General features: G+C 59.7%; 21 protein-coding genes and 3 pseudogenes. 13 read left to right on the forward strand and 11 right to left on the reverse strand.

All coding sequences use genetic code 11. The annotated features are described in order from the left end of the window. The first annotated feature begins 2 nt into the window (after positions 1-2). Entirely contained in the window at positions 3-1,361 is a 1,359-nt protein-coding gene (locus tag O4H62_RS21740; RefSeq protein WP_269390966.1) for an aminotransferase class III-fold pyridoxal phosphate-dependent enzyme, read from the forward strand. An 86-nt stretch (positions 1,362-1,447) separates the two neighbouring features. On the opposite strand, the pseudogene O4H62_RS21745 reads toward O4H62_RS21740, so the two are convergent. Next, positions 1,448-2,132, reverse strand: a pseudogene (locus O4H62_RS21745) (IS6 family transposase). A 450-nt stretch (positions 2,133-2,582) separates the two neighbouring features. Here O4H62_RS21745 and O4H62_RS21750 point away from each other — a divergent pair. Then, on the forward strand, positions 2,583-3,479 hold the full coding sequence (locus O4H62_RS21750; RefSeq protein WP_269390967.1) for a LysR family transcriptional regulator: 897 nt from the start codon (positions 2,583-2,585) through the stop codon (positions 3,477-3,479). A gap of 141 nt (positions 3,480-3,620) precedes the next feature. Here O4H62_RS21750 and O4H62_RS21755 read toward each other — a convergent pair whose 3' ends face one another. The 7 genes from O4H62_RS21755 to O4H62_RS21785 all read right to left on the reverse strand — a co-directional run bounded on the left by O4H62_RS21755 (position 3,621) and on the right by O4H62_RS21785 (position 11,603). After that, entirely contained in the window at positions 3,621-5,066 is a 1,446-nt protein-coding gene (locus O4H62_RS21755) for an amidase (protein WP_269390968.1), read from the reverse strand. 37 nt (positions 5,067-5,103) lie between these two features. After that, positions 5,104-5,925, reverse strand: coding sequence for a sulfite exporter TauE/SafE family protein (locus O4H62_RS21760; RefSeq protein ID WP_269390969.1), 822 nt, complete (start codon positions 5,923-5,925; stop codon positions 5,104-5,106). A 121-nt stretch (positions 5,926-6,046) separates the two neighbouring features. Next, positions 6,047-7,126, reverse strand: a complete 1,080-nt coding sequence (locus O4H62_RS21765; protein WP_269390970.1) for a TRAP transporter substrate-binding protein — start codon at positions 7,124-7,126, stop codon at positions 6,047-6,049. 23 nt (positions 7,127-7,149) lie between these two features. Beyond that, entirely contained in the window at positions 7,150-8,706 is a 1,557-nt protein-coding gene (locus O4H62_RS21770) for a TRAP transporter large permease (protein ID WP_269390971.1), read from the reverse strand. Continuing rightward, positions 8,703-9,224 (reverse strand): TRAP transporter small permease subunit, encoded by a 522-nt coding sequence (locus tag O4H62_RS21775; protein ID WP_269390972.1) that lies wholly within the window; start codon positions 9,222-9,224, stop codon positions 8,703-8,705. Before O4H62_RS21775 ends, O4H62_RS21770 begins: the two co-directional genes overlap by 4 nt. A 107-nt stretch (positions 9,225-9,331) precedes the next feature. Next, a complete protein-coding gene (locus O4H62_RS21780; RefSeq protein ID WP_269390973.1) occupies positions 9,332-10,921 on the reverse strand; it encodes a gamma-glutamyltransferase family protein in 1,590 nt (529 codons plus the stop codon). Between the two features lies 1 nt (position 10,922). After that, complete coding sequence (locus tag O4H62_RS21785; protein WP_269390974.1) at positions 10,923-11,603, reverse strand: GntR family transcriptional regulator; 681 nt, start codon at positions 11,601-11,603, stop codon at positions 10,923-10,925. A gap of 344 nt (positions 11,604-11,947) precedes the next feature. On the opposite strand from O4H62_RS21785, the pseudogene O4H62_RS21790 reads away from it, so the two are divergent. The 4 genes and pseudogenes from O4H62_RS21790 to O4H62_RS21805 form a co-directional block, all read left to right on the forward strand. Further along, a pseudogene (locus tag O4H62_RS21790) lies at positions 11,948-12,336 on the forward strand (transposase); the annotation flags it as partial. Between the two features lie 127 nt (positions 12,337-12,463). Further along, positions 12,464-12,700: a type II toxin-antitoxin system CcdA family antitoxin gene (locus O4H62_RS21795; RefSeq protein ID WP_269390975.1), complete on the forward strand. Its 237-nt coding sequence runs from the start codon at positions 12,464-12,466 to the stop codon at positions 12,698-12,700. Next, positions 12,700-12,999, forward strand: coding sequence for a CcdB family protein (locus tag O4H62_RS21800; protein WP_269390976.1), 300 nt, complete (start codon positions 12,700-12,702; stop codon positions 12,997-12,999). The genes O4H62_RS21795 and O4H62_RS21800 overlap by 1 nt, the downstream gene beginning before the upstream one ends. Before the next feature lie 79 nt (positions 13,000-13,078). Further along, positions 13,079-13,226 (forward strand): annotated as a pseudogene (locus O4H62_RS21805) (ISNCY family transposase); the annotation flags it as partial. 88 nt (positions 13,227-13,314) lie between these two features. Here O4H62_RS21805 and O4H62_RS21810 read toward each other — a convergent pair. Beyond that, entirely contained in the window at positions 13,315-14,358 is a 1,044-nt protein-coding gene (locus O4H62_RS21810) for a helix-turn-helix transcriptional regulator (protein ID WP_269390977.1), read from the reverse strand. Positions 14,359-14,528: 170 nt separating this feature from the next. On the opposite strand from O4H62_RS21810, the gene O4H62_RS21815 reads away from it, so the two are divergent. The 5 genes from O4H62_RS21815 to O4H62_RS21835 all read left to right on the forward strand — a co-directional run bounded on the left by O4H62_RS21815 (position 14,529) and on the right by O4H62_RS21835 (position 18,381). After that, positions 14,529-15,125 carry a hypothetical protein gene (locus O4H62_RS21815; protein WP_269390978.1) on the forward strand — a complete coding sequence of 199 codons (597 nt, stop codon included), beginning with the start codon at positions 14,529-14,531 and terminating at the stop codon, positions 15,123-15,125. A gap of 43 nt (positions 15,126-15,168) precedes the next feature. Continuing rightward, positions 15,169-15,807: a DUF4893 domain-containing protein gene (locus O4H62_RS21820; RefSeq protein WP_269390979.1), complete on the forward strand. Its 639-nt coding sequence runs from the start codon at positions 15,169-15,171 to the stop codon at positions 15,805-15,807. Further along, positions 15,807-16,475: a hypothetical protein gene (locus O4H62_RS21825; RefSeq protein ID WP_269390980.1), complete on the forward strand. Its 669-nt coding sequence runs from the start codon at positions 15,807-15,809 to the stop codon at positions 16,473-16,475. The genes O4H62_RS21820 and O4H62_RS21825 overlap by 1 nt, the downstream gene beginning before the upstream one ends. Next, complete coding sequence (locus tag O4H62_RS21830) at positions 16,472-17,536, forward strand: hypothetical protein (RefSeq protein WP_269390981.1); 1,065 nt, start codon at positions 16,472-16,474, stop codon at positions 17,534-17,536. The genes O4H62_RS21825 and O4H62_RS21830 overlap by 4 nt, the downstream gene beginning before the upstream one ends. A 74-nt stretch (positions 17,537-17,610) precedes the next feature. Beyond that, positions 17,611-18,381 (forward strand): hypothetical protein, encoded by a 771-nt coding sequence (locus tag O4H62_RS21835; RefSeq protein ID WP_269390982.1) that lies wholly within the window; start codon positions 17,611-17,613, stop codon positions 18,379-18,381. A gap of 382 nt (positions 18,382-18,763) precedes the next feature. On the opposite strand, the gene O4H62_RS21840 is transcribed toward O4H62_RS21835, so the two are convergent. Beyond that, positions 18,764-19,027 (reverse strand): WGR domain-containing protein, encoded by a 264-nt coding sequence (locus tag O4H62_RS21840; protein WP_269390983.1) that lies wholly within the window; start codon positions 19,025-19,027, stop codon positions 18,764-18,766. Between the two features lie 640 nt (positions 19,028-19,667). On the opposite strand from O4H62_RS21840, the gene O4H62_RS21845 reads away from it, so the two are divergent. Continuing rightward, positions 19,668-20,108, forward strand: coding sequence for a hypothetical protein (locus tag O4H62_RS21845; protein WP_269390984.1), 441 nt, complete (start codon positions 19,668-19,670; stop codon positions 20,106-20,108). On the opposite strand, the gene O4H62_RS21850 is transcribed toward O4H62_RS21845, so the two are convergent. Continuing rightward, positions 20,074-20,493 carry a DUF4011 domain-containing protein gene (locus tag O4H62_RS21850; protein WP_331284480.1) on the reverse strand — a complete coding sequence of 140 codons (420 nt, stop codon included), beginning with the start codon at positions 20,491-20,493 and terminating at the stop codon, positions 20,074-20,076. The two genes, O4H62_RS21845 and O4H62_RS21850, sit on opposite strands and share 35 nt — an antisense overlap. Before the next feature lie 1,196 nt (positions 20,494-21,689). Here O4H62_RS21850 and O4H62_RS21855 point away from each other — a divergent pair. Beyond that, positions 21,690-22,211, forward strand: a complete 522-nt coding sequence (locus tag O4H62_RS21855) for a hypothetical protein (RefSeq protein ID WP_269390985.1) — start codon at positions 21,690-21,692, stop codon at positions 22,209-22,211. The last annotated feature ends 266 nt before the right edge of the window (positions 22,212-22,477 follow it).

Raw genomic sequence — 22,477 nt, forward strand, 5'->3', positions numbered from 1 at the left:
AGATGAAAGACGCAAATTTCCTGACCGCTCATAACGCCCAAAACGTCTGGCACCCGATGTCCTATCCCGGCGCTCTCAAGGAGACGCCGCCTAAGATCATCGTGGGCGCCGAAGGCGTTGAGATCATCGACGTCAACGGTCACCGCCTGCTTGATGGCGTCGGCGGGCTTTGGAACATGAACCTCGGCTATTCCAACGCGCCGATCAAAGCCGCCATCGCCAAACAGCTCGACCGCCTGCCCTATTATTCGATCTTCAATGGCACGACTCATGACATGGCGATCGAACTGAGCGTCATGCTGGCCGAATTCTTTGCCCCCGACGGGCTGAGCCGGGCGTTCTTTACCTCCGGCGGCTCCGACAGTGTCGAGATCACCCTGCGCCTTGCGCGGCAGTATCACAAAATCCGTGGTGAAGCGGGTCGGGTGAAATTCCTCTCGCTGAAAAAGGGCTATCACGGCACCCACACCTTGGGCGCGTCTGTGAATGGCAACACGGCGTTTCGCACCTCTTACGAACCGCTCATGCCGGGCTGTTTCCACATTCCCGCGCCGAACCCCTATCGCAATCCCTTCGATGAAAGCGATCCTGCGCAACTTGCGCAGCTTTGCCTTGCCGCTCTTGAAGCCGAGATTGATTTCCAAAGCGCCGACACCATCGCCGCCTTTATCATGGAGCCGATCCTCGGCGCGGGTGGCGTCATTGTCCCACACGAAAGTTTCATGCCCGGCGTGCGCGAGATTTGCGATCGCCATGGCATCCTGTTGATCTCCGACGAGGTGATCACGGCCTTCGGGCGCACCGGCGACTCGACTGGCGCACGGCACTGGGGCGTGAAACCCGATCTTTTGTCCTGTGCCAAGGCGATCACCAACGGCTATTTCCCCTTCGGTGCCGCGATGATTTCCGATCAGGTGGCCGAAGTGTTTGAGAAAGATGAGAGCGGCCGCGCCGGGCTTTACACCGGTTACACCTATAGCGGGCATCCCGTGGGGGCTGCGGCGGCACTCGCCTGTCTTCAGGAAACCACGCGCCTCAATGTTCCCGCCAACGCCGCCGCACGCGGGACCCAGCTTTTCGACGGGATCGTCGCGCTTCAGGACAAACATGAGCTGATCGGCCATGTGCGCGGCGGTCACGGGTTGATGACGGCGGTCGAGCTTGTGTCCGACCGTTCGGCGAAGACCCCGCTCGATGCGGCTTCGATGAAAGTCATTCATGGCACGGCCTATGAGGCGGGCGTCATGCTGCGGGTCTCTGGCAACAATCTGATCATGTCGCCGCCGCTCATCATCACGCCGGAAGACGTCGAGAAAATCCTCGCCGCGATCGACCACGCTCTCTCGACTGCAGCCGCGTAAGACGCCTCGGTTCCATCAGAACGGACATTTCATGGCAGCGTCGCCTTAACTTGGGTTTTGCACAGGATGCCCACGACGGGCCTGCTTCATGAGGCCGCCGACAGAGCGACTTCGCTCCAAACCGCCATCGCGGCGGCGCGGATATCGCGATGATCGGCGGCATTCATATGCTTGCGGTGAAGATGGAAAAGCTTGGCGACCGGGCCGTGGATCGAAACAAAGCGCTGGCATTGTCGTGCTGACCTGAGCCGCATCATTCCTCGTTCTGGTCGTCGAGCAGCCAGATGCGAGTTCTCCGCTCGGTTGTTCAGGCCCTTAAGCGAACGATGCTCGACACCTGGCATAATTTCCCTTTTGGCCGCATCGTAGGATTTGAGCTTGTCGGTGATCATATCACGGGGCCTGATGCCTTGGTCTTTGAGCAATTTTCGCATCAGTTTCAGAGCCGCCTGCTTGTTCCGGCGGCCCGCCATAGCCAGTGTTTCTTGCCTTTGATGGAAACGACCATTTCGTCGAAATTCCACTTGCCGGCAAAGCTTCCCATGTATCGCCGCCGGAGGCAGCGGGCATATTGTTGGCCGAACCTGGTGGCCCATTCCGAGACGGCCTGGACCCAAACTGCGATGCCACGCTCAGCCAGCAGATCTTCTACATGACGCAGGCTCAGCGGAAAGCGGAAATAGAGCCAAACCGCGTGCGCTATGATCGCGGCAGGAAAACGAGACGCTGATATCGAGGCGTTGCAATATCGGTCGGCGGATTCGCGCTCATGCCCGAAAAGATACCGCCCTTTGTGTTGAGGCGACGCTACCCCGCTCAAAGTCCTTCGATCTTTGGAACACATTCACGAACAAACTGGCTGCCTGATCACCATCACTCGCGGACAAGAACAGACTGCGATAAATAACCTGACAAAGCCCTACAACTCCAAACGGCCCCACAGTGCGCTGGGCTGCCGCCCTCCGACCCGCGAAACCGTCGTCCAGATGGACCAAAGGCAGGTCATGCACTAACAATCAAACTGGACCACTCAAGTGGCTGATCAGTCACCGCATATCGCGCCTTCGAGAACTTGCCTCGCCGGTCAGTGTTGGATTTGTGCGGCATGCCGAGCTGCCTTGAAAAGGGCATGGTGCACTTCCTGCACGAAACCCACGACCCGTGGTACAAGCTGACTTAAACAGAACAGTTGAAGCACGCTGCAGGGAGAGCGGGGGAGCTATGGAATTACGTCACTTGCGGTATTTCGTGGTCGCGGCCGAAGAGTGCCACTTCACGCGCGCCGCCAAACGTCTCGGGATCGCGCAACCGCCACTGAGCCAGCAGATTCAACAACTCGAGGAGGAGTTGGGCTTTCTCCTTTTTCATCGGCTTCCCAGAGGGGTGGCCCTGACGGAGGCTGGTGAGAGCTTTCTCGTCGATGTGAATTCCGTGCTCGGTAAGCTGGATAGTGTCATCAACGACACTCGCGAAATCGCCCAAGGCAAAACGGGGAAACTCAACATTGGTTTCACAAGTACGGCTGCGTACAATGATTTCATTCCCTACATCATTGGTAAATATAGAGAACAGCATCCGAAAATTGTCACGAATCTGTACGAACACAGTAGTGCGTTGCTGCTAAAGTTGCTTCGTAATGGTGAATTGGACGTTGCCTTTATTCGACTTGCGCAGGGCGAGGGCGACGATCTCCCACATGATCTATTGATTGATGAGGAGATGAGACTGGCGGTTCAAAGAAAACACAGATTGGCGGCTCTTCACGAGATCGAAATGAAAGATCTGGCGAACGAGAAATTCGTGATGTTTCCACGTTCCAATGGCCCCTCGCTATTCGAAGCGGTGACCCAAGCATGCCTTGACGCCGGCTTCAGCATGGAGGTCGCTCAAGTGGCTCCACAGATGGCTTCGTCGATAAGTTTGGTTGCTGCAGGGGTCGGTGTAGCTTTCGTGCCGGTTTCAATGAGCCACCTGCACGCCAATCACGTGAGCTATTTGAAAGTAAAGACAGGAGGTCCGCGTGCTATTCTACATTTTGCAACACGGTCCCTCCCCTTGCCACCACCGGCCGTACGATTCAGTACTATGGTTAAGCAAGAGATCAGGAAGTGGCATTAGCATAGCTGGGGATCCTGAGCGGCTTCAGGCGCTCAATCTTGACGTGAGATCAGATTTTGGACCGCAAGAGTAAGATTCCAGTTACGAATTGAAGAATCCCGGCAGCTGATCAGCAGTCCGCCTCCGGCCAAGACGACCGTGTCATGAACATTTGGGGTCAATGACCGGCAAAGGCCCGGCAAAAACCAACTCGACGGCCCGGGCTGCCGCCAGGAGAGCCCCTTCGCTCCGCGGAGCGCCGACCAGTTGCAGACCGACAGGGAGGCCGCGCGGTCCGAGGCCGACCGGAACAGAAATTGCCGGCAGCCCGACGGCGGTTGCGAGGAACGCGAAACTCAGCCAGTCCATGTAATGGTTCAAGGGCTTGCCACCGATCTCTCGCACCCATTCGGTTTCGACCGGGTGAGGCATACACCCCACGACGGGACTGGCGAGAACATCACAGCTCTCGAACAGGTGAAGCATCTCGTCATAGATGCGGGAGCGGACAAGCTGGCTGTCGACAATGTCGTCCATTGTCAGCGCCAGCCCGAAGCGGACATTGTTTTCCAGCGTCTCCTTGAAGCCGGCACGGATTTCCGGATCGATGTCGCGCATCAACGTTGCCCACAGCAGGCCCCGCTGCACATGATAGGCTCTTTTGAGACCGTCGAGCTTGACACCCGCCTCGACAACCGCGGCCCCCGCCTTCTCCATTTCGACGAGTGCGGCTTCGATATGCGCCCGGACCTCCGGATCCACCTCGCATTGGCCATTCATATCCGGTGTATAGGCGATACGGAGACCCTGTGGCGTGGCCCTTTCAACGAAATCGGCATAGGGCTTCGGATCCGCCGGATAGGAGATCGGATAGTGCGGATCAAAGCCACTCATTGTGTCCAGAAACAGGGCACAATCCTTGACGGAACGCGCCATTGGACCCTGCGCGCCTTCGGTGATGAATCCGGCAATTGCCGGACCGCCCGCAACACGTCCCGGACTGGGCCTCAGGCCCACAACGCCACAAAAGGACGCCGGAGTCCGCAGGCTGCCGCCATGGTCGGAACCATGGCTCAACCAGGTCTGGCCGGTAATGAGCTGAGCGGCGGCGCCGCCCGAGGACCCGGCAGGTGTCAGCCGCGTATCCCACGGATTGCGGGTCGGACCGTAGACCGCATTGAATGTATTGCCGCCGGCTCCGAACTCGGGCGTGTTGGTCTTTCCCACCACCAGTCCGCCGCGGGCCTCGATCAGTTCGACCAGCAGATCGCTCTTGTCCGGAACGAAATCGGCCAGAGCAGGTGTTCCCCAGGTCGTGCGAACGCCCTTGACCGCGCTCAGGTCCTTGATCCCGACCGGCAACCCGTGCAGCGCCCCTCGCCCGGCAAAGGCGCTCTCCGGCAGGTGCCGGATCGCTTCTTCCGCCCGTTCGAAGCAGACCGTCGGCATCGCGTTGATTGCCGCATCGGTTTCGCTGTGGCGCTGGCGCGACGCTTCGAGCAGGTCTTTCGGGGAAACCTCTCTGCGCCTGAGCAGGTCTACCACTTCATGGGCCTGCAGCTTGCAAAGTTCAGGACCTGTGTAGTCCTGCACGATTTTCTCGCTCATGGATTGGCACTCCGAATTGAAGAATGAGCTGTGATGGCTACCACCCGATCGACTTCCGGATCATGTTGGCGGCGACGAGGATCAGAAACGCACCGAAAATCCGCTTGAGCCGCTTGGCATCTGTCACATGCGCAAGCCGTGCACCGAGTGGAGCGGTCAGAAGCGTCATCGAGATGATGATCAGCAACGCCGGAAGGTTCACTGCACCGATGGTAAAAGGCGGGTGGACTTCCACCGGTACGAACAGAAAACCGATCATCGAGGGGAGCGCGATCAGCAGGCCGAAGCCTGCTGCCGTGGCCACCGCGCGGTGTATTGCGACGCCATGGAGTGTCATGAACGGCACCCCAAACGAGCCCCCGCCGATCCCCATCAACACGGACATGAAGCCGATAAGAGTTGAATCGGCAGTGCGCATCAGGCCGACGGGCATATCGTCCTTCAGCCTCCATTCAATCCGGCCAAACAGCAAATAGGCCCCGACAATGAGAGCCAGGCCACCGAAAATCCCCTGCAGCACAGTGGAGGAAAGGCTGGCCGCCGTCAGGACGCCAACAATCGCGCCGACGACTATCCCGGGAGCCCAACTCTTGAGGATGCCCCAGTCCACCGCACCTTTTTTATGGTGCGCGGCCACGGAACGCATCGACGTGAAGACGATACTCGCAAGCGAGGTGGCGATACAGATCTGCATGAGACCCGAACTTGCATAGCCAAGCGCCGTGAAGGTGAAGCTCAGAGCGGGAACCAGAACGATCCCGCCGCCGACGCCAAGCAATCCCGCCAGCAGGCCGGCAAGCGCCCCAACGGCCAGCAGCAAAAGACCAAGTTCGATAAGGTTAGGCAGATCCGTAATCATATAGCCTGATCCATCAATGGGGGAGGATGCCACTCGATGTTATTCATCGAGTGTCCCGGCAACATTGGTGCAACATCCTTTGGAAGGAGACGGCGCCCGCTCGGGCGCCGTCTCTGTATTATCAGCTAAAATACTTCTCACGCCTGGCGAGGAAGTCGGTATCGTACGAATGCTTGTACTTCGTCGACTTCTCCACATAGTCGTAATAGCCCTTGACAAAGCGGCCATGGAATTCGCTGGTTTCGGCGACCTGCTCGACGACTTCCCTGGAGGTGTTGCGCAGAGCCTCCCACACGTCATCGGGCAACGTGCCGATGGTCAACCCGTCCATCGCCTTGAATTTCTCGAACGCGAGCAGATTGGAATGGAAGGTGTCGGCGGAGGAACGGTTCGCCTCGGCTTCGCTTGCCACCTCGACGATCATGCGCTGTTCGTCGCTCAGCGCTTCCCATGCCTGCAGGTTCACGCCAAACTCGATGCCGCCGTAAACATCGGAGAATGTCGGGGCGTACATGTATTTTGCGACGTTCTGGAAACCGAAGGCCAGGTCGTTGGCCGGACCGACCCATTCGGCGCCGTCGAGCGTGCCGGATTGAAGCGCTGCGAAGATTTCCCCCGGAGGAACCGACGTCGGGTTCATGCCGAGTTTTCGCTGTACCTCGGCCTGGAGCCCGGTCGAGCGGAAGTTCAACCCCTTGAGGTCGTCAAGCGACTTGATTTCCTTCTTGAACCATCCGGCCGTTTGCACACCCGAACCGCCGCCGATGAAGATCTGCAGGTTGCGGCGATTGGTGAATTCGTTGAGCAGTTCCTGGCCGCCGCCATAATACATCCACGCATGCATTTCGTCGAAAGTCAGGCCGAACGGCGCGGCTGTGAAGAAGGCGTGCGCGATGTCGCGCCCTGAGAACCACGAACCGGAACCGTGATAGGCTTGCGCCGTCCCGCTTTCCACGGCTTCCTGGGTGCCGAAGGGCGGCACCAGTTCGCCGACGCCGAACAGCGTTACCTTGATCGCCCCGCCGGACATGGCGGTGATGCGGTCTGCCCAGCGCTGTGCGGAAACGCCCAGTCCCGGCAGGCCCTTGGGAACGGATGTCACCAGTTTCCAGTCATGTTGGGCCTGAGCGCGGGCAACCAGCGGCGCGCCGAGGACGAGAGGGGCTGCGGCTGCGCCGCCTAAAAGGGCTCTTCTTTTCATTGTCTCATTCTCCTCTGGTTTTTCTATTTGTAGATGACGCTTGGAAGCCAGGTCGCCAGTTCGGGAATGACGGCGACTGTTGCGAGCGCCAGCATTTGCAGCAGGATGAACGGGACGATTCCGGCATAGATATCGGCTGTGCGCACTTCCGCCGGCGCCACGCGGCGGAAGTAGAAGAGTGCATAACCGAAGGGCGGAGTGAGAAAGCTCATTTGCAGGTTCATGCTGATCAGGATCGCGAACCAGACGGGGTCGACTCCGGCCTGCATCAGCGGGGGGCCGGCAATCGGAACGACAATGAAGATGATCTCCACATATTCGATGATGAAGCCGAGCACGAAGATGATCAGCATGACCACCAGCACCGCCATGTAGGGACCGCCCGGGACCTCTTGCAGGAAATCCTGCACCATCTTGTCGCCGTGCAGGCCGTGGAAGACCAGCGACAGCATGCTTGCGCCGAAAACGATCAGGGTCAGCATCGCCACCATGCGCGCGGTCTCCGTGGCAACCGGCATCAGGTTGCCGCTCCGCAGTTCATGCAGCAAAGCAATGCCCGATCCGGCCGCGACGACCACGAGAGCGGCCAGCGCGACCACGGTCTGTATCGTGCCCGCCTGGGCGCCGCCGGCCAGCTTCACCAGAACCAGGAGTGCTGCTCCCGGCAACACGGCAATCATCGCGGCCTTTTGCCACGAGCCGATTCCCGGCCGGTCGAGAACCGCAATCACCAGGGCCCCGGCAGCGCCGAGGGCAGCGCTTTCGGTCGCTGTCGCAACGCCGCCCAGGATGGAGCCAAGAACGATGAGGATCAGCATCAGCGGCAGCAGCAGCGACTGCAGGATTTCGCGCAGTCCAGGCCGGACAGCCTTGCCGTCCTCGTCACGCATCGCCACGGGTGGGCAACTTTGCGGCCGGTAGCTGGCCATGAAGAAGATGTAGGCCAGATAGAACACAACGAGCAGCAGTCCGGGCAAAAGCGCTCCGGCAAACAGGTCGCCAACAGACACGGGCAGAGCGGCCCATTCGCCGGCCGCCCTGCGGCCGGACTGGTACGCGGACGATATCTGGTCCGTCAGGAGGATCAGCAGCACTGATGGCGGGATGATTTGCCCGAGCGATCCCGCCGCGCAGATCACGCCGGCGCCAAGGCTTTTGGAATAGCCGGCGTTGATCATGGCAGGCATTGCGATCATGCCGAGCATGAAGATCGTCGCCCCGATGATGCCGGTCGAAGCGGCGAGAAGCGCTCCGACGATGACGACGGCGTAGGCGATGCCGCCGCGGCTGTTTCCAAAGAGCGCGCCGGCCGTCATCATCATGCGGCGCGCAATGTCGGATCGCTCCAGCAGGCCGCCCATCAGCACGAAGAGCGGAACAGCCAGGAAGATCGGGTTGGCGAGCACGCCAAACGCGCGCGCCGGAAAGGCGCTGAGAAAGGTAACATCGAAATGGCCGATGGCCGCGCCGAAGAAGGCGACAATGACCGGAACGGAAATCAGCACGAACGACACCGGAGCGCCGGACAGGATGCCGCCGAACAGGAGGAACAGCAGAAGAAGGAGAAGCAGGGCGTTCAAACTCCGCCTCCTTCGCCGTAAGGCCGGCTCTTCAGCGCCATGACAAAGGCAGTCACCGAAAGCGCGGTGAAAGTCCCGGTCACGAAGCTCTTCAGGATGAAGTATCCCGGCAGCCCGCCAACATTGGGGGATCTCTCGAGCAGTTGCCAGGAATTGAGCGTTGACGGCAATGAGGACCAGGCGGCCCAGCCAATGGCAAACGCAAACAGCAGCAGCGCAAGACGGTCGACCAGGGCTACCATCGCCGGGCCGAAGGCGCGGCTTGCCACATCAACCCGCACGCTCGCATTGCCGACCACTACGCCGACCAGCGGCAAGATCACGACGAAGAAAAAGAAATAGGTGAGCAGGTCGCTCGCCCATGGTGCGCCCAGCGAAAAGACATAGCGCAGCAGCACCACGACAAGCTGCCAGACCATCAACCCGATGACCATCAGGCCGGCAATCCAGTCAAACAGACCGGTCATCCTGCTCAGGAGAGGTGGACGCACCTTCTCCTGACTGTCGGTTTCTGCCATGCGCGGTCACTCCTCTGATCTCGCGGCTTTGTCTTTTGTTTCCCTTGCACTGCGGCTTTGCGCCGTCTTCTTCAGTGTTAGAGCCGGCGGTGAATACCGCCGCCTCGTCAGTATCCGAGCGCGACGCCGTCTTTGCGCGGGTCCGTGCCGCCACAAAGTATGCCGGTCCGCCAGTCGCGCCGGATGGCCTGTGCCCCGCCCATCCCGATCGCCGCGCGCGTTATGGTGTGACCCATTTCAGCCAACCGGGCCGCGGTCTGTTCGGGAACGTTCTTCTCAATTTCGAGCACCCCCGTGCTGATGTCGAAAAAGCTGCGCGGGTCGTCGATCGCTGCTTGCGGATCCATGCCGTAGTCCACGAGGTTGGAAACGAAGTGGGCATGCCCCGCAGCCTGATAGGCGCCGCCCATGACGCCGAACGGCATGACGTATTCGCCAGCCTTGCGCAGGAAGCCCGGTATCAGCGTATGAAGCGGCCGCTTGCCGCCCCGCAATGCGTTGACGTGCCCCTCTTCCAGGGAAAATCCGGCGCCGCGATTTTGCAGGCTGATGCCGAAACGCTTTGATGCCAGTCCCGATCCGAACGGCCAGAATGTCGAATAGATCAGCGATACCGCAAGCCCGTCGCCATCGACGACCGTGATGTAGACCGTATCCCGGTGCAGGGCTTCGGTGCGTGGCTCGCGTTGGTGCCCGGCGCGCATGGGATCAATGGAATTTGCCAGTGCGTCGAGCGACCGGTCCGAGAGCATTTCAGCCAGATCGAGCTCGCCCTCCCCCGGGTCTCCCATCAGGCGATTGCGTGCAGCATAGGCGAGCCGTGTGGCTTCTGCTTCAAGATGCAGGCGCTCCGGACTTGCCGGATCCAGCGTGCCGATGTCGAAACGCTCGAGAATACCGGCAATCATCAACGCGGTTGCGCCTTGTCCGTTGGGCGGCAGCTCGATCATCTCATGGCCACGATAGGTGCGGCTGATCGGCGTGGCTGGGCTTGCAGCCGTTTTGTCGAAGTCTTCGGCCGTGTGCACGCCCCCCGCTTCCCGCAGGGTTTCCAGCATGTCATCCATGATGGCGCCCCGGTAGAACGCATCGGCGCCTTCCCGGGCTATGAGCTCCAATGCCTGTGCCTGGGCCTCGGATGCAAACAGGCTTCCTTCCTCGTAAGCACCGCCGTCCTTGAGAAAGTGACGACGCCCATCGCCTTGCAACCTGTCTGCGAATGTACGCCAGTCGATTGCAGTTCGCCTGTGCACCGGAACGCCGCTGCGGGCGTGACGGATCGCCGGCTGCAGCACATCTGACAGGCTGAACCGGCCATGGTCCCGGACAAGCCTGTCAAAGGCATCTACAGCCCCAGGTATGGTAACGGCATGGACCGAGTTCAGCGGGATGGTTGCGTGGCCTTCGGCCCTCAAGCGGGCGGCGTCGAGAGCGGCGGGCGCCCGCCCGGACCCGTTGAGCCCGGTGATGATATCCGTTGCAGGATCATGGATCATCGCGAAGACATCACCGCCGAGGCCGGTCATTGCCGGCTCGCAGAAGCCGAGCACCACAGCGCCGGCGACCGCTGCATCAACTGCATTGCCACCGTCTTGCAGAACGCGGTTCGCGGTCAGGGCACCGAGTGGATGTGAAGTGGCGCACATTGCGGTGCTGGCGTAGGCAGCCGAGCGTCCTGGTCCGTTGTAGGTGTGCATGTCAGGCCTTCGCTCTGCTGGCGGAGCGCTGCTCGATCTCGCCGTCATTGTTCAAAAGGTTCTGAATGAAAAGGAAGTTGTTGCTCACATGCTTGATCATCAGCTTCCGCGCGGCGTCGCTGTCCCTTTCAAGCACCGCCTTGCCGATCGCCGAGTGCTCGAGATGCGGGACGGACAGATCGGCATGGAAATCTTCGGCCAGGAGGGGAGCTGCGGAATAAGGTGTAACGCGCAGACGCATGCTCTCCGCAGTCGCCTGCAGCACATGGTTTCGCGCGCCTTCGTGCAGGATCTCGTGGAACTCGGCGTCAAGTTCGAATGCAGCTGTGCGGTCTCCATCACGGCAGGCGACCTCGGAGGCCAGGAGCACATCCTCCAGCCTCAAACGGTCCGCCTCACTCATTCGCAATGCCGCGTATGAAGCGCAGAGACCTTCGATCTCTCCAAGCGCTTCGAACGCCTCGCGCAGGGCGGCGGCATTGAAGCGCCGGACAATCGTCGACCGCCGGGGACGCATTTCCAGCAGACCCGATGACGACAGTTGAAGGATCGCTTCGCGAATAGGGGTGCGCGAGACGCCAAAACGTTCGGCAAGGCTCTGCTCATCCAGGCGATCACCGGGGCGCAATTCTCCCGAGACGATCAGATTGGAAATCTTCTGCCGCAACGTGTTGTTCTTCAATTCGCCAGCCTCCATGCAAAAGCCTAATATCGCATACGCAAATCAAATCTCGTATACAATTTTATCGCTGTCAATCGGGATTTGCTTTCCGTCTGCCAGATTTCCGGAGACAGCCACCCGGTCAAGGAACGGGTATGAGAAGCAGTAAAGAGAGAACAGAAAACCAGATTTATTATATTATTTCATAGATTTGATTGCTTCCGACGCCTTCGTGCGAGATCCTGACCTCCCGCCGGAAGCCAGCCAGACGTTCAATCCCCACCTGTCTAGATCGCCGATATACGCTCTCTCCCGGTCGACCGGGCCGCCACATGGCCAACGACCTAAGTTCTCCGCCTTAGGAAGTTGCCGCGGCGCTGTGCATCAAACCGCGAAGCCTGTTGACGGAGCGACAGACAAGGAAGGTCGATGCCCTAAAGCAGGGATCTGATGCGTTCACCGAGATGCGACGCCTGGCGATGCGCTTCAGCGGCATTCTTCGCGGCAAGAAATCCGCACCACTGGATTGTGGATCGACGATGCGGTCGACACCGAACGCATTCCGATCATGCGGTTTGCTCGCGTCCTGCGCAGAGACATCAATGCCGTCAATAATGCCATCGAGCTGCCGTGGAGCAATGGACAGGCCGAAGGCCAGATCAACCGCCTCAAGACCCTCAAGCGCGCAATGTACGGTCGGGCAGGTCCTGAACTGCTCAGGGTACGAATGCTACCGCCGCTTCACATAAAGTGAGGAAGAGCCCTTATAAGCACAAAGCTTTACCGTGGTATCGCCCGCCGCTGCCGCCATAACCCGCTCAAGTGGCGACTTGTTCCACGGTGTATGTGCATATATAATGCGCACTAAGTGAGGTGAGACCATGCAAAACCAGACGGCCCCGAGAAAGCCCACAAACCTGACACTGGACCCGTCCCTGCTGACGGAGGCCAGATCGTTCGGGGTGAACCTGTCGCAAGCGGCAGAAGCAGGTTTGCGGCGTGCCGTAGCTGAGGCGAAGGCGCAAGCCTGGCAGCGCGAAAATGTCGCCGCTCTGGCCAGCTCGAACGAGTGGGTGGAGACGCACGGCTTGCCTTTGGAGAAATACAGGCAGTTCTGATGGCGCGTTTCGATGTTTACGCCAACCCCGGCGGCGCCGGCTATGTTCTCGATGTTCAGGCAGATATTCTGAGCGAGCTGAATACGCGGGTCGTGGCGCCGCTTCTGCCTCTGGCGCAAGCTCCGGTTCCGGCCCAGCGCCTCAATCCGGTGTTCAACATTGGGGACGAGCAGTATGTTATGGTCACCCAGTTCATGGCGGCGGTCCCCCGTGCGCTGTTGCGCAACCCGGTCACCAGCCTGATAGGGCAGGACAATGAGATTATTGCCGCACTGGACATGGTGCTGGTAGGGTTCTGACCGGCTGTGGCCGTGTCCTGTTTCTGCAAAGCAGGAAGGTCACCCTCCCCGGGTCTGAGTGACGTGCGGGAGATTGCAGATGGGATTGATGGCGATAAGCAGAATACCATCTGCAGCGGATCGAGATTTTGTCAAAGGTGATTGCCGGCCGGATGACCTTGGTGTCGGCGTCGCATGTGCTTGACCTGAGTGAGCGTCAGGTGCGCCGACAGCTGCATCGGATACAGGTGCGCTAAGCGGCAAGACTCTGGTGCGAGGTTCCGCACTGTCGGCAGTCCGTCAACTGCCTGTTCGAACCGCGGCGCCGTTGCCGTGTCAGTGTCTCCTTGACCTCAGCCGCACAGCCGCCGTTGTGCGGTTCTCCACCATCAGCTTGTCGAGAATGCTCGCGACATGATGCTTGACGGTTGACGGGCTTACCTCGAGGATGCCGGCGATCTCGCGGTTCGTCTTGCCCTGCGCCAGCCAATGCGCGACATCCTCCTCGCGGCGGGAGAGCGGGCGGCTGACACTGGCGGGCAGTTCCACAAGCAGATGGTGTTCGCCTTCCGCGCGGGCATGAAGGTGATGCAGCGATAGCTGCTCCCCTCCCTTCGTTCGAACCGAAAGGCTGGGCGGAACACGGACGGGATCGGTTTTTGCCGATCCACCGTTGATCCAGCGCAGCCATTCGTCCGGCAGTTTGTTTCCGTGCTGGATACCCGCTCGCTGCAGGCTCTCCAGCGTCGCATCGGGCGCAAAAAGAATGTGTCCGTCGGCATCGCAGACAATATGCCCGGCAGCTTCCGCAATGCTGCTCGAATCCATATGAAGAAGCGGATGATCCGGCTCGGCCATGACCGCAAGAGCGAAGCGTTGCCTGAGATGCGGCTGGAGCAGGGCCAGCATGGTGCGCTCTGTATCTCCATATTGGCTGCCGCCGCGGCTGGTGCTGATCGTGAAAAACAGGCTGTCGGTCCGGTGAAAGTTCACGCTTAGGTCCCAGGCGATGCCCAGTGGCCGGCACAGAAACTCCCATAATGCGGTTGATTCCAGTCGCTTGTGATCCATGAAGTCGAGATAGGATACAGGCCCGCCATCGGCGCGCAGATAGAAGCTTCCGTCACTGAAACCCGGCATGGCAAGCAGGTCTTCGCGATGGGCCGAGAGGGCGGCCAAAGCCGCATGCGCCGGCTGGTCGAGCATGGCATCGACGGTGCCGTTCGCGGGGCTTGTCAGGCTGATATGGGTGAGGTCTCCGGCCATCGCCAGACGGGTCGCTCTGAGAAAACGGTCGGGCAATTCGCTCAGGCCGAACGGGGTGTAGAGCGAAAGTATCGCTTCGTTCAGCCGCGTCAGTTCACTGCTGGAAAGGTTCATCCATCGCGTCCCGGATGTGGTGTTGCCTCACCATAGGCCATTCGGCCTATTGGGGAACAGTCGTGTGGTGAGCAAAATGCAGGAGACGAAAGTAAAAACCCATCTGACGTAGGGAGCGTTTGTCGCTGGCGCGGAGGGCAACAGTGAGGCTTGCGGGCAATACACACACAATGAAGTACTTTGGTTCCACGCTCATTCTGCCGTTGTTCTGGGGCATTGCCACGGCGCAGGCATCCGATGCGTTCGAACAGGCCCGCGCCGCATTCGCGCGGACGGTTGCCGCCGCATATCCGACGGCGCAGGACAAGACAGTGGTCCAGCCGCAATATTCCGGCCTGCCCGACAATCCGTATGACGAGCTGGAAACGCCGCCCTTCTTCGCCTTTCGCGCCGACTGGCCCGGCATGGACCCGGGGCCGCGCGGCTTCGCGACCGCTGACGGGCGCGCCATCGTGGCGCGACATTCTGGAGCGATCCGCGATCTGCTCGAAGCCGCCGGCACCGCACACTCACCCGTACCCGCCGAGGCGGTCGTGCGGCGGCTGATGTGGCTCTACCAGCCGGATCCCGGCAATCGGCTGATCACATGGCATCCTGTTCAGTCGCGGGTGGCCGAGCCTGTGGTCAAGCAGAATGAAGATGGCACGATCCATGTTGCCTGGTTCGTGGAACGCGGCGGCGGCACGGGCTTCGTCGGCGTTTATCACGCGAATTTCACCCTTACGCCGCAAAACAGGCCACGCTTCACCGAAAGCCTCCTGCAATGAGCAAGCGGACGGCCATTTTCCGGTGCTCTTTCGAGGAATCACCATGATCCAGAAGCTCCCCTCTCCTGCCCGCCATGCGCTCGCTGCCCTGCTCGTTCCGGCCATGCTGTGGGCATCGCCGGCGCTGGCGGCTGGCGCGGAGGATTCGATGTGGCCGGAGCATGTCGAGGCGGTCAGCGATGCAGGCGCCGAGCTCAGTGGGCTGATCGCCTTGCATCTGGATCGCGGCGGCGCCGCCAAGGAGATCTGGGCTCTGTTCAACGCGCCGGTTCAGCCTTTGCCGGACCGTCTCGGCCTGGAAGGCAAATGGCAGGTCCGCAGCCTTCAGGTCCACGAGTTCGGCGCGAATGTCTACGACTATTTTCCCTGCGAAATACGCAGAGAGGGGCCGGCCGGGCTGGTGCTCGACAAGAACAAAGGCTCGCAGAAGCGTATCGGCCTGATCCTGGGTGACTATTCCGAAGAGGCCTTCCTGTTTTTGGGCGGCAGCTACACGACCGGCGAGGAGGCTCGCAACTACAGCGGCTTCGAGGTCGACGATCCTCATGCCGAAGGCGCAAGCGACGGGATCGACAGGAGCCGGGACAGTCTGGGTTTCATGGAGGCGATCGGACCCAACCATCTGCGCATCATTTTCGCGCCGGTCGAGGGCAGGTCCGAAATGTACGAGCTGAAGCGCTGATGCGCCGGCGCGAGATGATCGCCGGGCTCGGCTGTGCGGTCCTCTGGGGCGGGCATGCGATGGCGCAGACATCCGGCGGCAAGCGCAGCGAGGACATCGCCCGCGAAATCTTCGCGCACAACATTCAGGTTTCGCTCGGCCTTGCGCCATCAAGCTTCGAAGTCCATCCGCCGTCCGGGCTGGAGGACGCCGGCTATCACGCCGCGCTGAAGACCGGGCCGCTCTATGCGTGGACCGCCGTTGACGCAAAGCTGACGGCGCTCGTCAACGGCTTTGCCGGGGCGGGTCCGGGCACACAGATCGCCTTCGGTGGCTTCAAGGGCGGCATCGGCCATCCGGGCGGCCTGTCGGCGCTGATGGAGGCAATGAACTTTCTCGACCCGCCAAACCGGATGCCGATCGACGACATCGTCAAGCGGGTGAGTTTTTGCCTCAACCGCACGGACCGGGCGGAGTTCCTGTTCGACGGGGATGTGATGCGCGGCTCCGGTTTCGAGACGCCGGCGGCGGTCCGGCCGCCAGCGGTCCGCACGCAGCGCGCCCATGTCACGCTGACCTATTTCACCATGGTGCAAGGCCTGACCGGCACCTTCGACGTCTGGAAGATCGTTGCAACGGTGGCCACCGGTTACGCGGTCATCGTCACGCGCCAGGAGATCGGCTGGTGAGGACGAAAATGCGCGATTTCGCCAATCTCGGTATTGGACTGCTGATCTTCGGCATGCTGGCTTGGCTGAATGGCCGCGCCGGCAGCGACCATCTGCGGCTTATTCTCGTCGCCACCATCGTTGCTTTGGCGGCTTTCCTCCTGTGGGACTACAGGGAGAGCCTGTGGCGGCCGCCCACCGTTGTTGCGCTCTCCGCCATCGCCCTTGTCATGGTCTTTCTGACCTCGCCATCCGTGAACACCCAGATCTTCGAGGAGTTCATGGCCCTGGCTATCGGCGCGGCCTTTGTCTGGCTGCTGGTCTGGTTGTTCGTTCGCATTGCCTTCCCGCGCACGAAGGCCAAATACGAGGCGCTGCCCGTTCTTCTTCTCTCCTGCGCCTTGTCCTTCGGCCTTGCGGTGTGCAGCCTTGGCGCCTGGCTCAAGGCTGTCGATCTCAATGCCCTGCCGAAAAACGCCGTCGCGACGACCGGCGCGGAGCTCGCCTCGCTGTGGGAGCTCAGCTGGGGCAAGCGCTACAACGGGATCTTCGCCGTCGGCCGCATCGGCGAACCGGAAAAGCGCAATGCGACAGAAGGCGGGGACTATCTCGCCTATTACAACGCCGCGCGCCCGCTCGGCTTCTCCGCCGATTTCGCCAGTCTGCTTCCTTCCTCCTATGTCATGACAATGGCGGACGGCGCGGCGGTTTCGGTTCAGGGCGTTGCCAGAAGAACGCAGACGACAAACTGGCCGGATTGCGGTCCCTATGTGTTCCAGCATTGCCTGCGCCAGGGTGACCCCGTCGTCATATGGGCCGATCCCGGTGAATTGCGCGCCTTGGGCAGCGGCAAACAAAGCAATGCCCTGAACGCGACGCGGGTGATCGCCTATGGCAGCCTTGAGGATTTCCGCGCCGGCTATCTGGCCCGGGCGGTCGCGACGGCGCGTGTGTTCGGCTGGATTGCGCTGGCCTTCGTGCCACTTTCGCTGCTTCCGGCGTTCCTCGGTTGGCGGCGATGGCGCTGGCTGCGCCGGCACGGAACCGACGAGCCCTCCCGAATCACGATCACAAGGGCATGAGTGTGTTTCAACGGAAGGGTGGCGTTGGGCGTTAGGTGGACGTGCAGCCTTGCCAGAATCAAGGAGACGGTTGAATGGAGACGATCGGTGATGCGGTTGATGCGACGTTCGCACCCCTGGGGATGATCGCGGCATTTGCCATCCTGGCCCTGATCCTCGCTGTGATGGCGGGGCTTTATTTCTTCGTCGGTCGGCCCAGCAAGATCGATACCGAAGCGCTTCAGCGTCTGGCTGGCAGGCGAGGCTGGGCGATCAAGAGCAAGATGGCGGGCGTTGCCGGTATCGGCGAAGGCATCGGTGAAAGCGGACGAGGCTATCGCATCGAGGTCCGGCCGACCGACGGTTCCGGCTGGTTTTGCGAGGTGACGCGCTATCAGAACATCGGCAGGGGTGGGTTTGTCCGCAAGACCGAATTTGTCGATCCGGGCGCAAGTCCGTTCGACGGCATGGTGGTCATCGGCCCGGCCATCCCGGAAAAGGAAGCGAAGGCAGCAGCGATGATGTTCGGCCAGTTTGAAGGCAAGCTCGGCCGGATGCTTTTGTCCACCATGCTCGGCGATGCTGCCGAAATCGCCGGCGACCTGCAACTGATCGAGAATGCCGGAATTCCCGGTGCGACTGTCTTCGCCACGCCGGATGCGCAAGTTGACCGAATCGGCGCCGCCTACGCGCCTTTGCTCGCAAGCTGGCTCAGGACGCATCGCGACGAAAAGGAATTCCCGATCCTGATCGCAGGACAAGACAGGCTGCGTATAAGGCTCCGCACCGATGCGGATAGCTCCGACAGGCTGGAAACCTTCCTCGACCACGCGCTGGCCGCACGGAAGGCACTGTCGAAGTTATGACTGAGGCGGATGGCTTCCCTACAACGCCAGATCTTTCGTCCCGACATCCGGAAAACTGGTCATGGCAGGCGGTGTCCGCTTTCAAGCGTGGGCGGCGGCATTCTGTACGATCGACCAGGGGGCGCAAAGCAGAAACAGTTTCCGCCAAAAGAGCGGCAAAACCATGTTCATTCGGCGCAAGTAGCCTTGGCGATCTAACTGATTTGCAAGAACAACAAAAGCAAGAGGATACATTCTTCGGCGGGACAGCACTGTTCCGGGTAGAGTTTCCTGGGGCGCCCAAGTGGACGAATTGCCTGCCAACGCGCAGACTTTCACAGAATTAGGCGCTGCAATAGGGCGGCTCACTCAACCTGCCGCCTTCTTGATGGTTTCCATCGTTTCATGCGGGTTTATACTGCGGCGGCATCGGCTTGTAACCACGGTTTCGTTTCTGGCGCATGAGATCCAGGAACAGTTCGACGGCTTTTTGTTCGTTTTCGAACAGGTGCATCTTGCTCTGCCCTCGCCTGCCAATCCTGCCCCAGGTCCGGGTCAGACATGCTTCCCCGAAGAGCGTGTCCGAAATCTCCATGGCATAAAAGCGGGCCATGTTTTTGTCCGGTTCAGTGCGTTCGATATAGATGTGATAGTGCTGTGCGATCATGACGACAGTTTCGGAACTTCAAGCTCCGGCGTCCAATGATATTGGTGAATCATTTGGTCGGAATAGATTCATGCTGTTGATGGTAATCGCGCGCACGCATGATATCCGGCATGCCGACTACGGGATCATTTTCATCACTGAACGTTTCGTACTGAAGCAAAAGACGCGAAATCTCGTCTCTCGAGAGGGTTTCGGTCTGTAAAACCGATAAGTGCAAATGAATAAAATTGTTTGTTAAACGTAATCGGTTCATTTTGTCTGGAAGTGTTCTTCACGCTTTGCAGGAGCCCGCATTGGGGAACATCCCGAATTTCCGCGAAGGCGTCGTTAGCGGTGATGTGACCGTGACCTGTCATGTCTGGCCGCAATGCCGGATGAGGCATGCTTGCTGGCCCCTCGCCCCTCGCCCCGTGCCTAATCGCGGAAATCATTCCACATTCATCCGTTGAATCAGGCAACTGTCTCGGGCTGGCTGTGACGTGTCGACGCGTTGAAGATGCGTGAGCCTGTCAGTCGCAATCCCGGAACGTGAGCGGAGCGCACCGGTCCTTGAACCATGACGCTTCCCAGTTTCGGCGGCGTTCGGAGCGGGACGCGGGAAAGCTGTGCGCGGGTTGCCCAAGACCAGGGGATTTTCCCAATGACAAAGACAACCCAGAATGACACACCCACAGCGGCCAACCGCCCTACCCTCGATCTCGACACCATCAAACCGGATCTTGAGGCTCTTGCCAGCGCAGCTGTCGACAAGACGCTGCAGCAAGCTCGGGATACAAGCAGGGTTCCAGTGCTCGGCTCATCAAGCGCACTTGCAACGTTTTACATGATGATGCCCGGCAATGATGGCAGAGCTCTGAAAGAGCTACTCGACATCGTCCTGCGCCATGTCGACGGCCTTGCAGTCATCAGGAAAGGCCTCAAATTCGGCATCGATCCGAACCACAAGCCACCGGCGCGTGAAGCCAATGTTTGGCCTCGCTTACCCGGGAATCTCGCGCACCGCGCGGCGCACCATTTCAAGAACCAGCGGAACATCGGCCCCGCTATCATCTGTCGGAAGAGGGGCCTCGAACTGCGGTAGCGGCCAGCGCAAATTCGGTGTTGAGGTCTTTCCCTGTTGCCTGGAGATGCAGCTTTTCATCCCGGTCGCCAATCGGGTTCTGCTCCGGCAGCGAGATGATGCGAACGCGCGCCTGATTGGCTAGCCGGTCTTCGAGAAAGGAAATGCCGGGACAGACAAACGGGATTACCTGCTTGCTGTCCTTGAAGTTCAACAGCCGGTTTCTCAGCGAAAGATCAAGCAGCTTACGCTGCCAGCGGTCAATGCGGCCGGCTGTGGTGGTCGGCTTTTCTACCGCGCTGTCGGCGGGCATTGAGAAGAAATCGGGCAATGGTGGCGGCGGCAAAGGGGCAACCTCGTCCCCTGCCCCGGTTTCATCACTGCCCCCTACCGAGCGTTGATGCAAGGCCATCGGCTGATCGGCTGATCGGCTGAAAACAGGCGAAAGCTCACCTGCCCGCGTTCGGCTTCATTGAGGCCTCCAGGAAAGTCTGGATCAAGCTCGATAGCCCGATCAGAAATACTCAGACTGTCGCCAGGCGCGATCCTATCGATTGTCCAGCTCCTGCGCTTGCAGAACGCCGGCTTGACGACGAGTTTCAAGCCGCAAGCCGTTCAGAAATCGGCGGTGTCCATTGATTGCACCATCTCCCCCGACCCAACTTGAAGTGTGCATCAAATAACATATGCGATCTAAGGTCCAGCGCCGTGAGACTGCAGGACCCAGAAGAACAGAGAAAGATGCGAGACCGATTCATTCGATCGAATCCAAACAAATATCTTTGCAAGTAAAATATAATTGAAGATATTTACTATAATATTCAGAAAAGTATGGAGAATGATCGTATATTATGGATTTGTTAACTATAAAATAAAAAGGTGTCTAATTAGAAACAAAATTAACGAGAAGCCAAATATAATTCTGTGGCTATCTATTGTCTCGCGACACTGCTGTCCCGGCGCATGTGAGAGTGCAAGTGGAACTTCGGCACGTCATCAAAGAGGCCAGCGGCGGACATGCCGGCTCTCACGGTCCTGCCATCGTTTCCAATGACTGATGAACGAAACGATGTGCAGAACTGCAAAGGAGAGACTATGTCTGTTTTATCAGGTGCTAAATCTTCGGTGGTTGAGGCCACCCTTATAATGAAGCACTTTTGGAGATGCCCGGTCTAAGGGCGGCGCTCGAAGGGGAGTTTGGGCGTGCTGGAGCCCTGTTGCAGTACGGCCGTTTATCCACTCGTCAAGAAGCGTCCTGAGTGGCTGCCAATGGGGCAAGTGGGCCTCTGCAACTGAATTGTACGCGTGCGCGTTATTCCTATCTGGCTGACGACCCAGTCCCCCATCGTTTCGCGGAGGGATATGCCCTGCATTCTGAGTTAGGTATTTTCTACGAGTACGCCTGGCTCTTCGGTATCCCTTGTAACCCCCCGCTTGAGAGCCGCTTGTTCGCAAACAAAGCAGGGTTTGAATCCACGCTTTGGAAACAAGTATTTCCGGGCCTGCCGAGCAGGCGCTTTCGCCCGACATGACGATACCACGTTCCGGCCGGCCGCAGGTTTTCCTCGGCCGGTTGGGAGTTCGCAGGGTAGCGTCATTCCCGTGCGGATCCTTGCCGCGACGGCGGCAGTACCGGCTGCAGTTCACCATTGGCTGCGCCAGGTTCAGGACAGTCCCGACGCCAAGCCGCAAGATGCAGACTCTGACACCAACGAGCGCCCCGACGACAACTTCGAAACGATCAATGACAGGCTGCTTTACATCACCGACTATACCGAAGGTGAATTGCGAATCGATATCTGCAAGGGAAGAATGAACGCCCAAGGCACCGGGTTGAACAAGGCAATCCGGCGTTATGATGTGATCTATCAACTGCGCGGAGTGAAGGCCCTGCCCGGCTTCTTCCGACCGGTGGGTTTTGATCATTTAAGCCGCCTGGCGCGCTCGCGCCGTCTTACCGGCCAATCAAGCTATGCGTCCTACGATCTTCCTTCTGTACTGCGTGCTGCGGATCAGCTCGACACATCTCTCCCGGCTGAGATCTGCAATACCGGACGCGCTCTCGCCGAAGCCGCCCGCGATGCTCGGCTAGTCTGGTCCGACGAGATAATCCCCTCAACTTGAGATGGAGCCCTGGCTATGGCGGTGGATCACGATCGGTGTTTGTCGCCCCGGATGGGTCGGCATTGCAGGTCGCGCGGTTTGGACAATCCGGCGTTTGGCTTGACCCAATCAGCAAGACCATCGGCGAACTGGCGGAAGAACCTGCAGTGGAGTTGATCGGACTGGTCAGATCCTGTCCAGTTGTTGCGCGCGACGATCTGGCTTGACTGGCGTCAGAGCTGCCGAAGGGTTTGCGGGAATGCGGTCTTCTGTGCGAAGGCCTTCCA

The sequence above is a fragment of the Parahoeflea alexandrii genome (assembly GCF_027214025.1).
GTDB classification, from domain to species: Bacteria; Pseudomonadota; Alphaproteobacteria; order Rhizobiales; family Rhizobiaceae; genus Hoeflea; species Hoeflea alexandrii_A.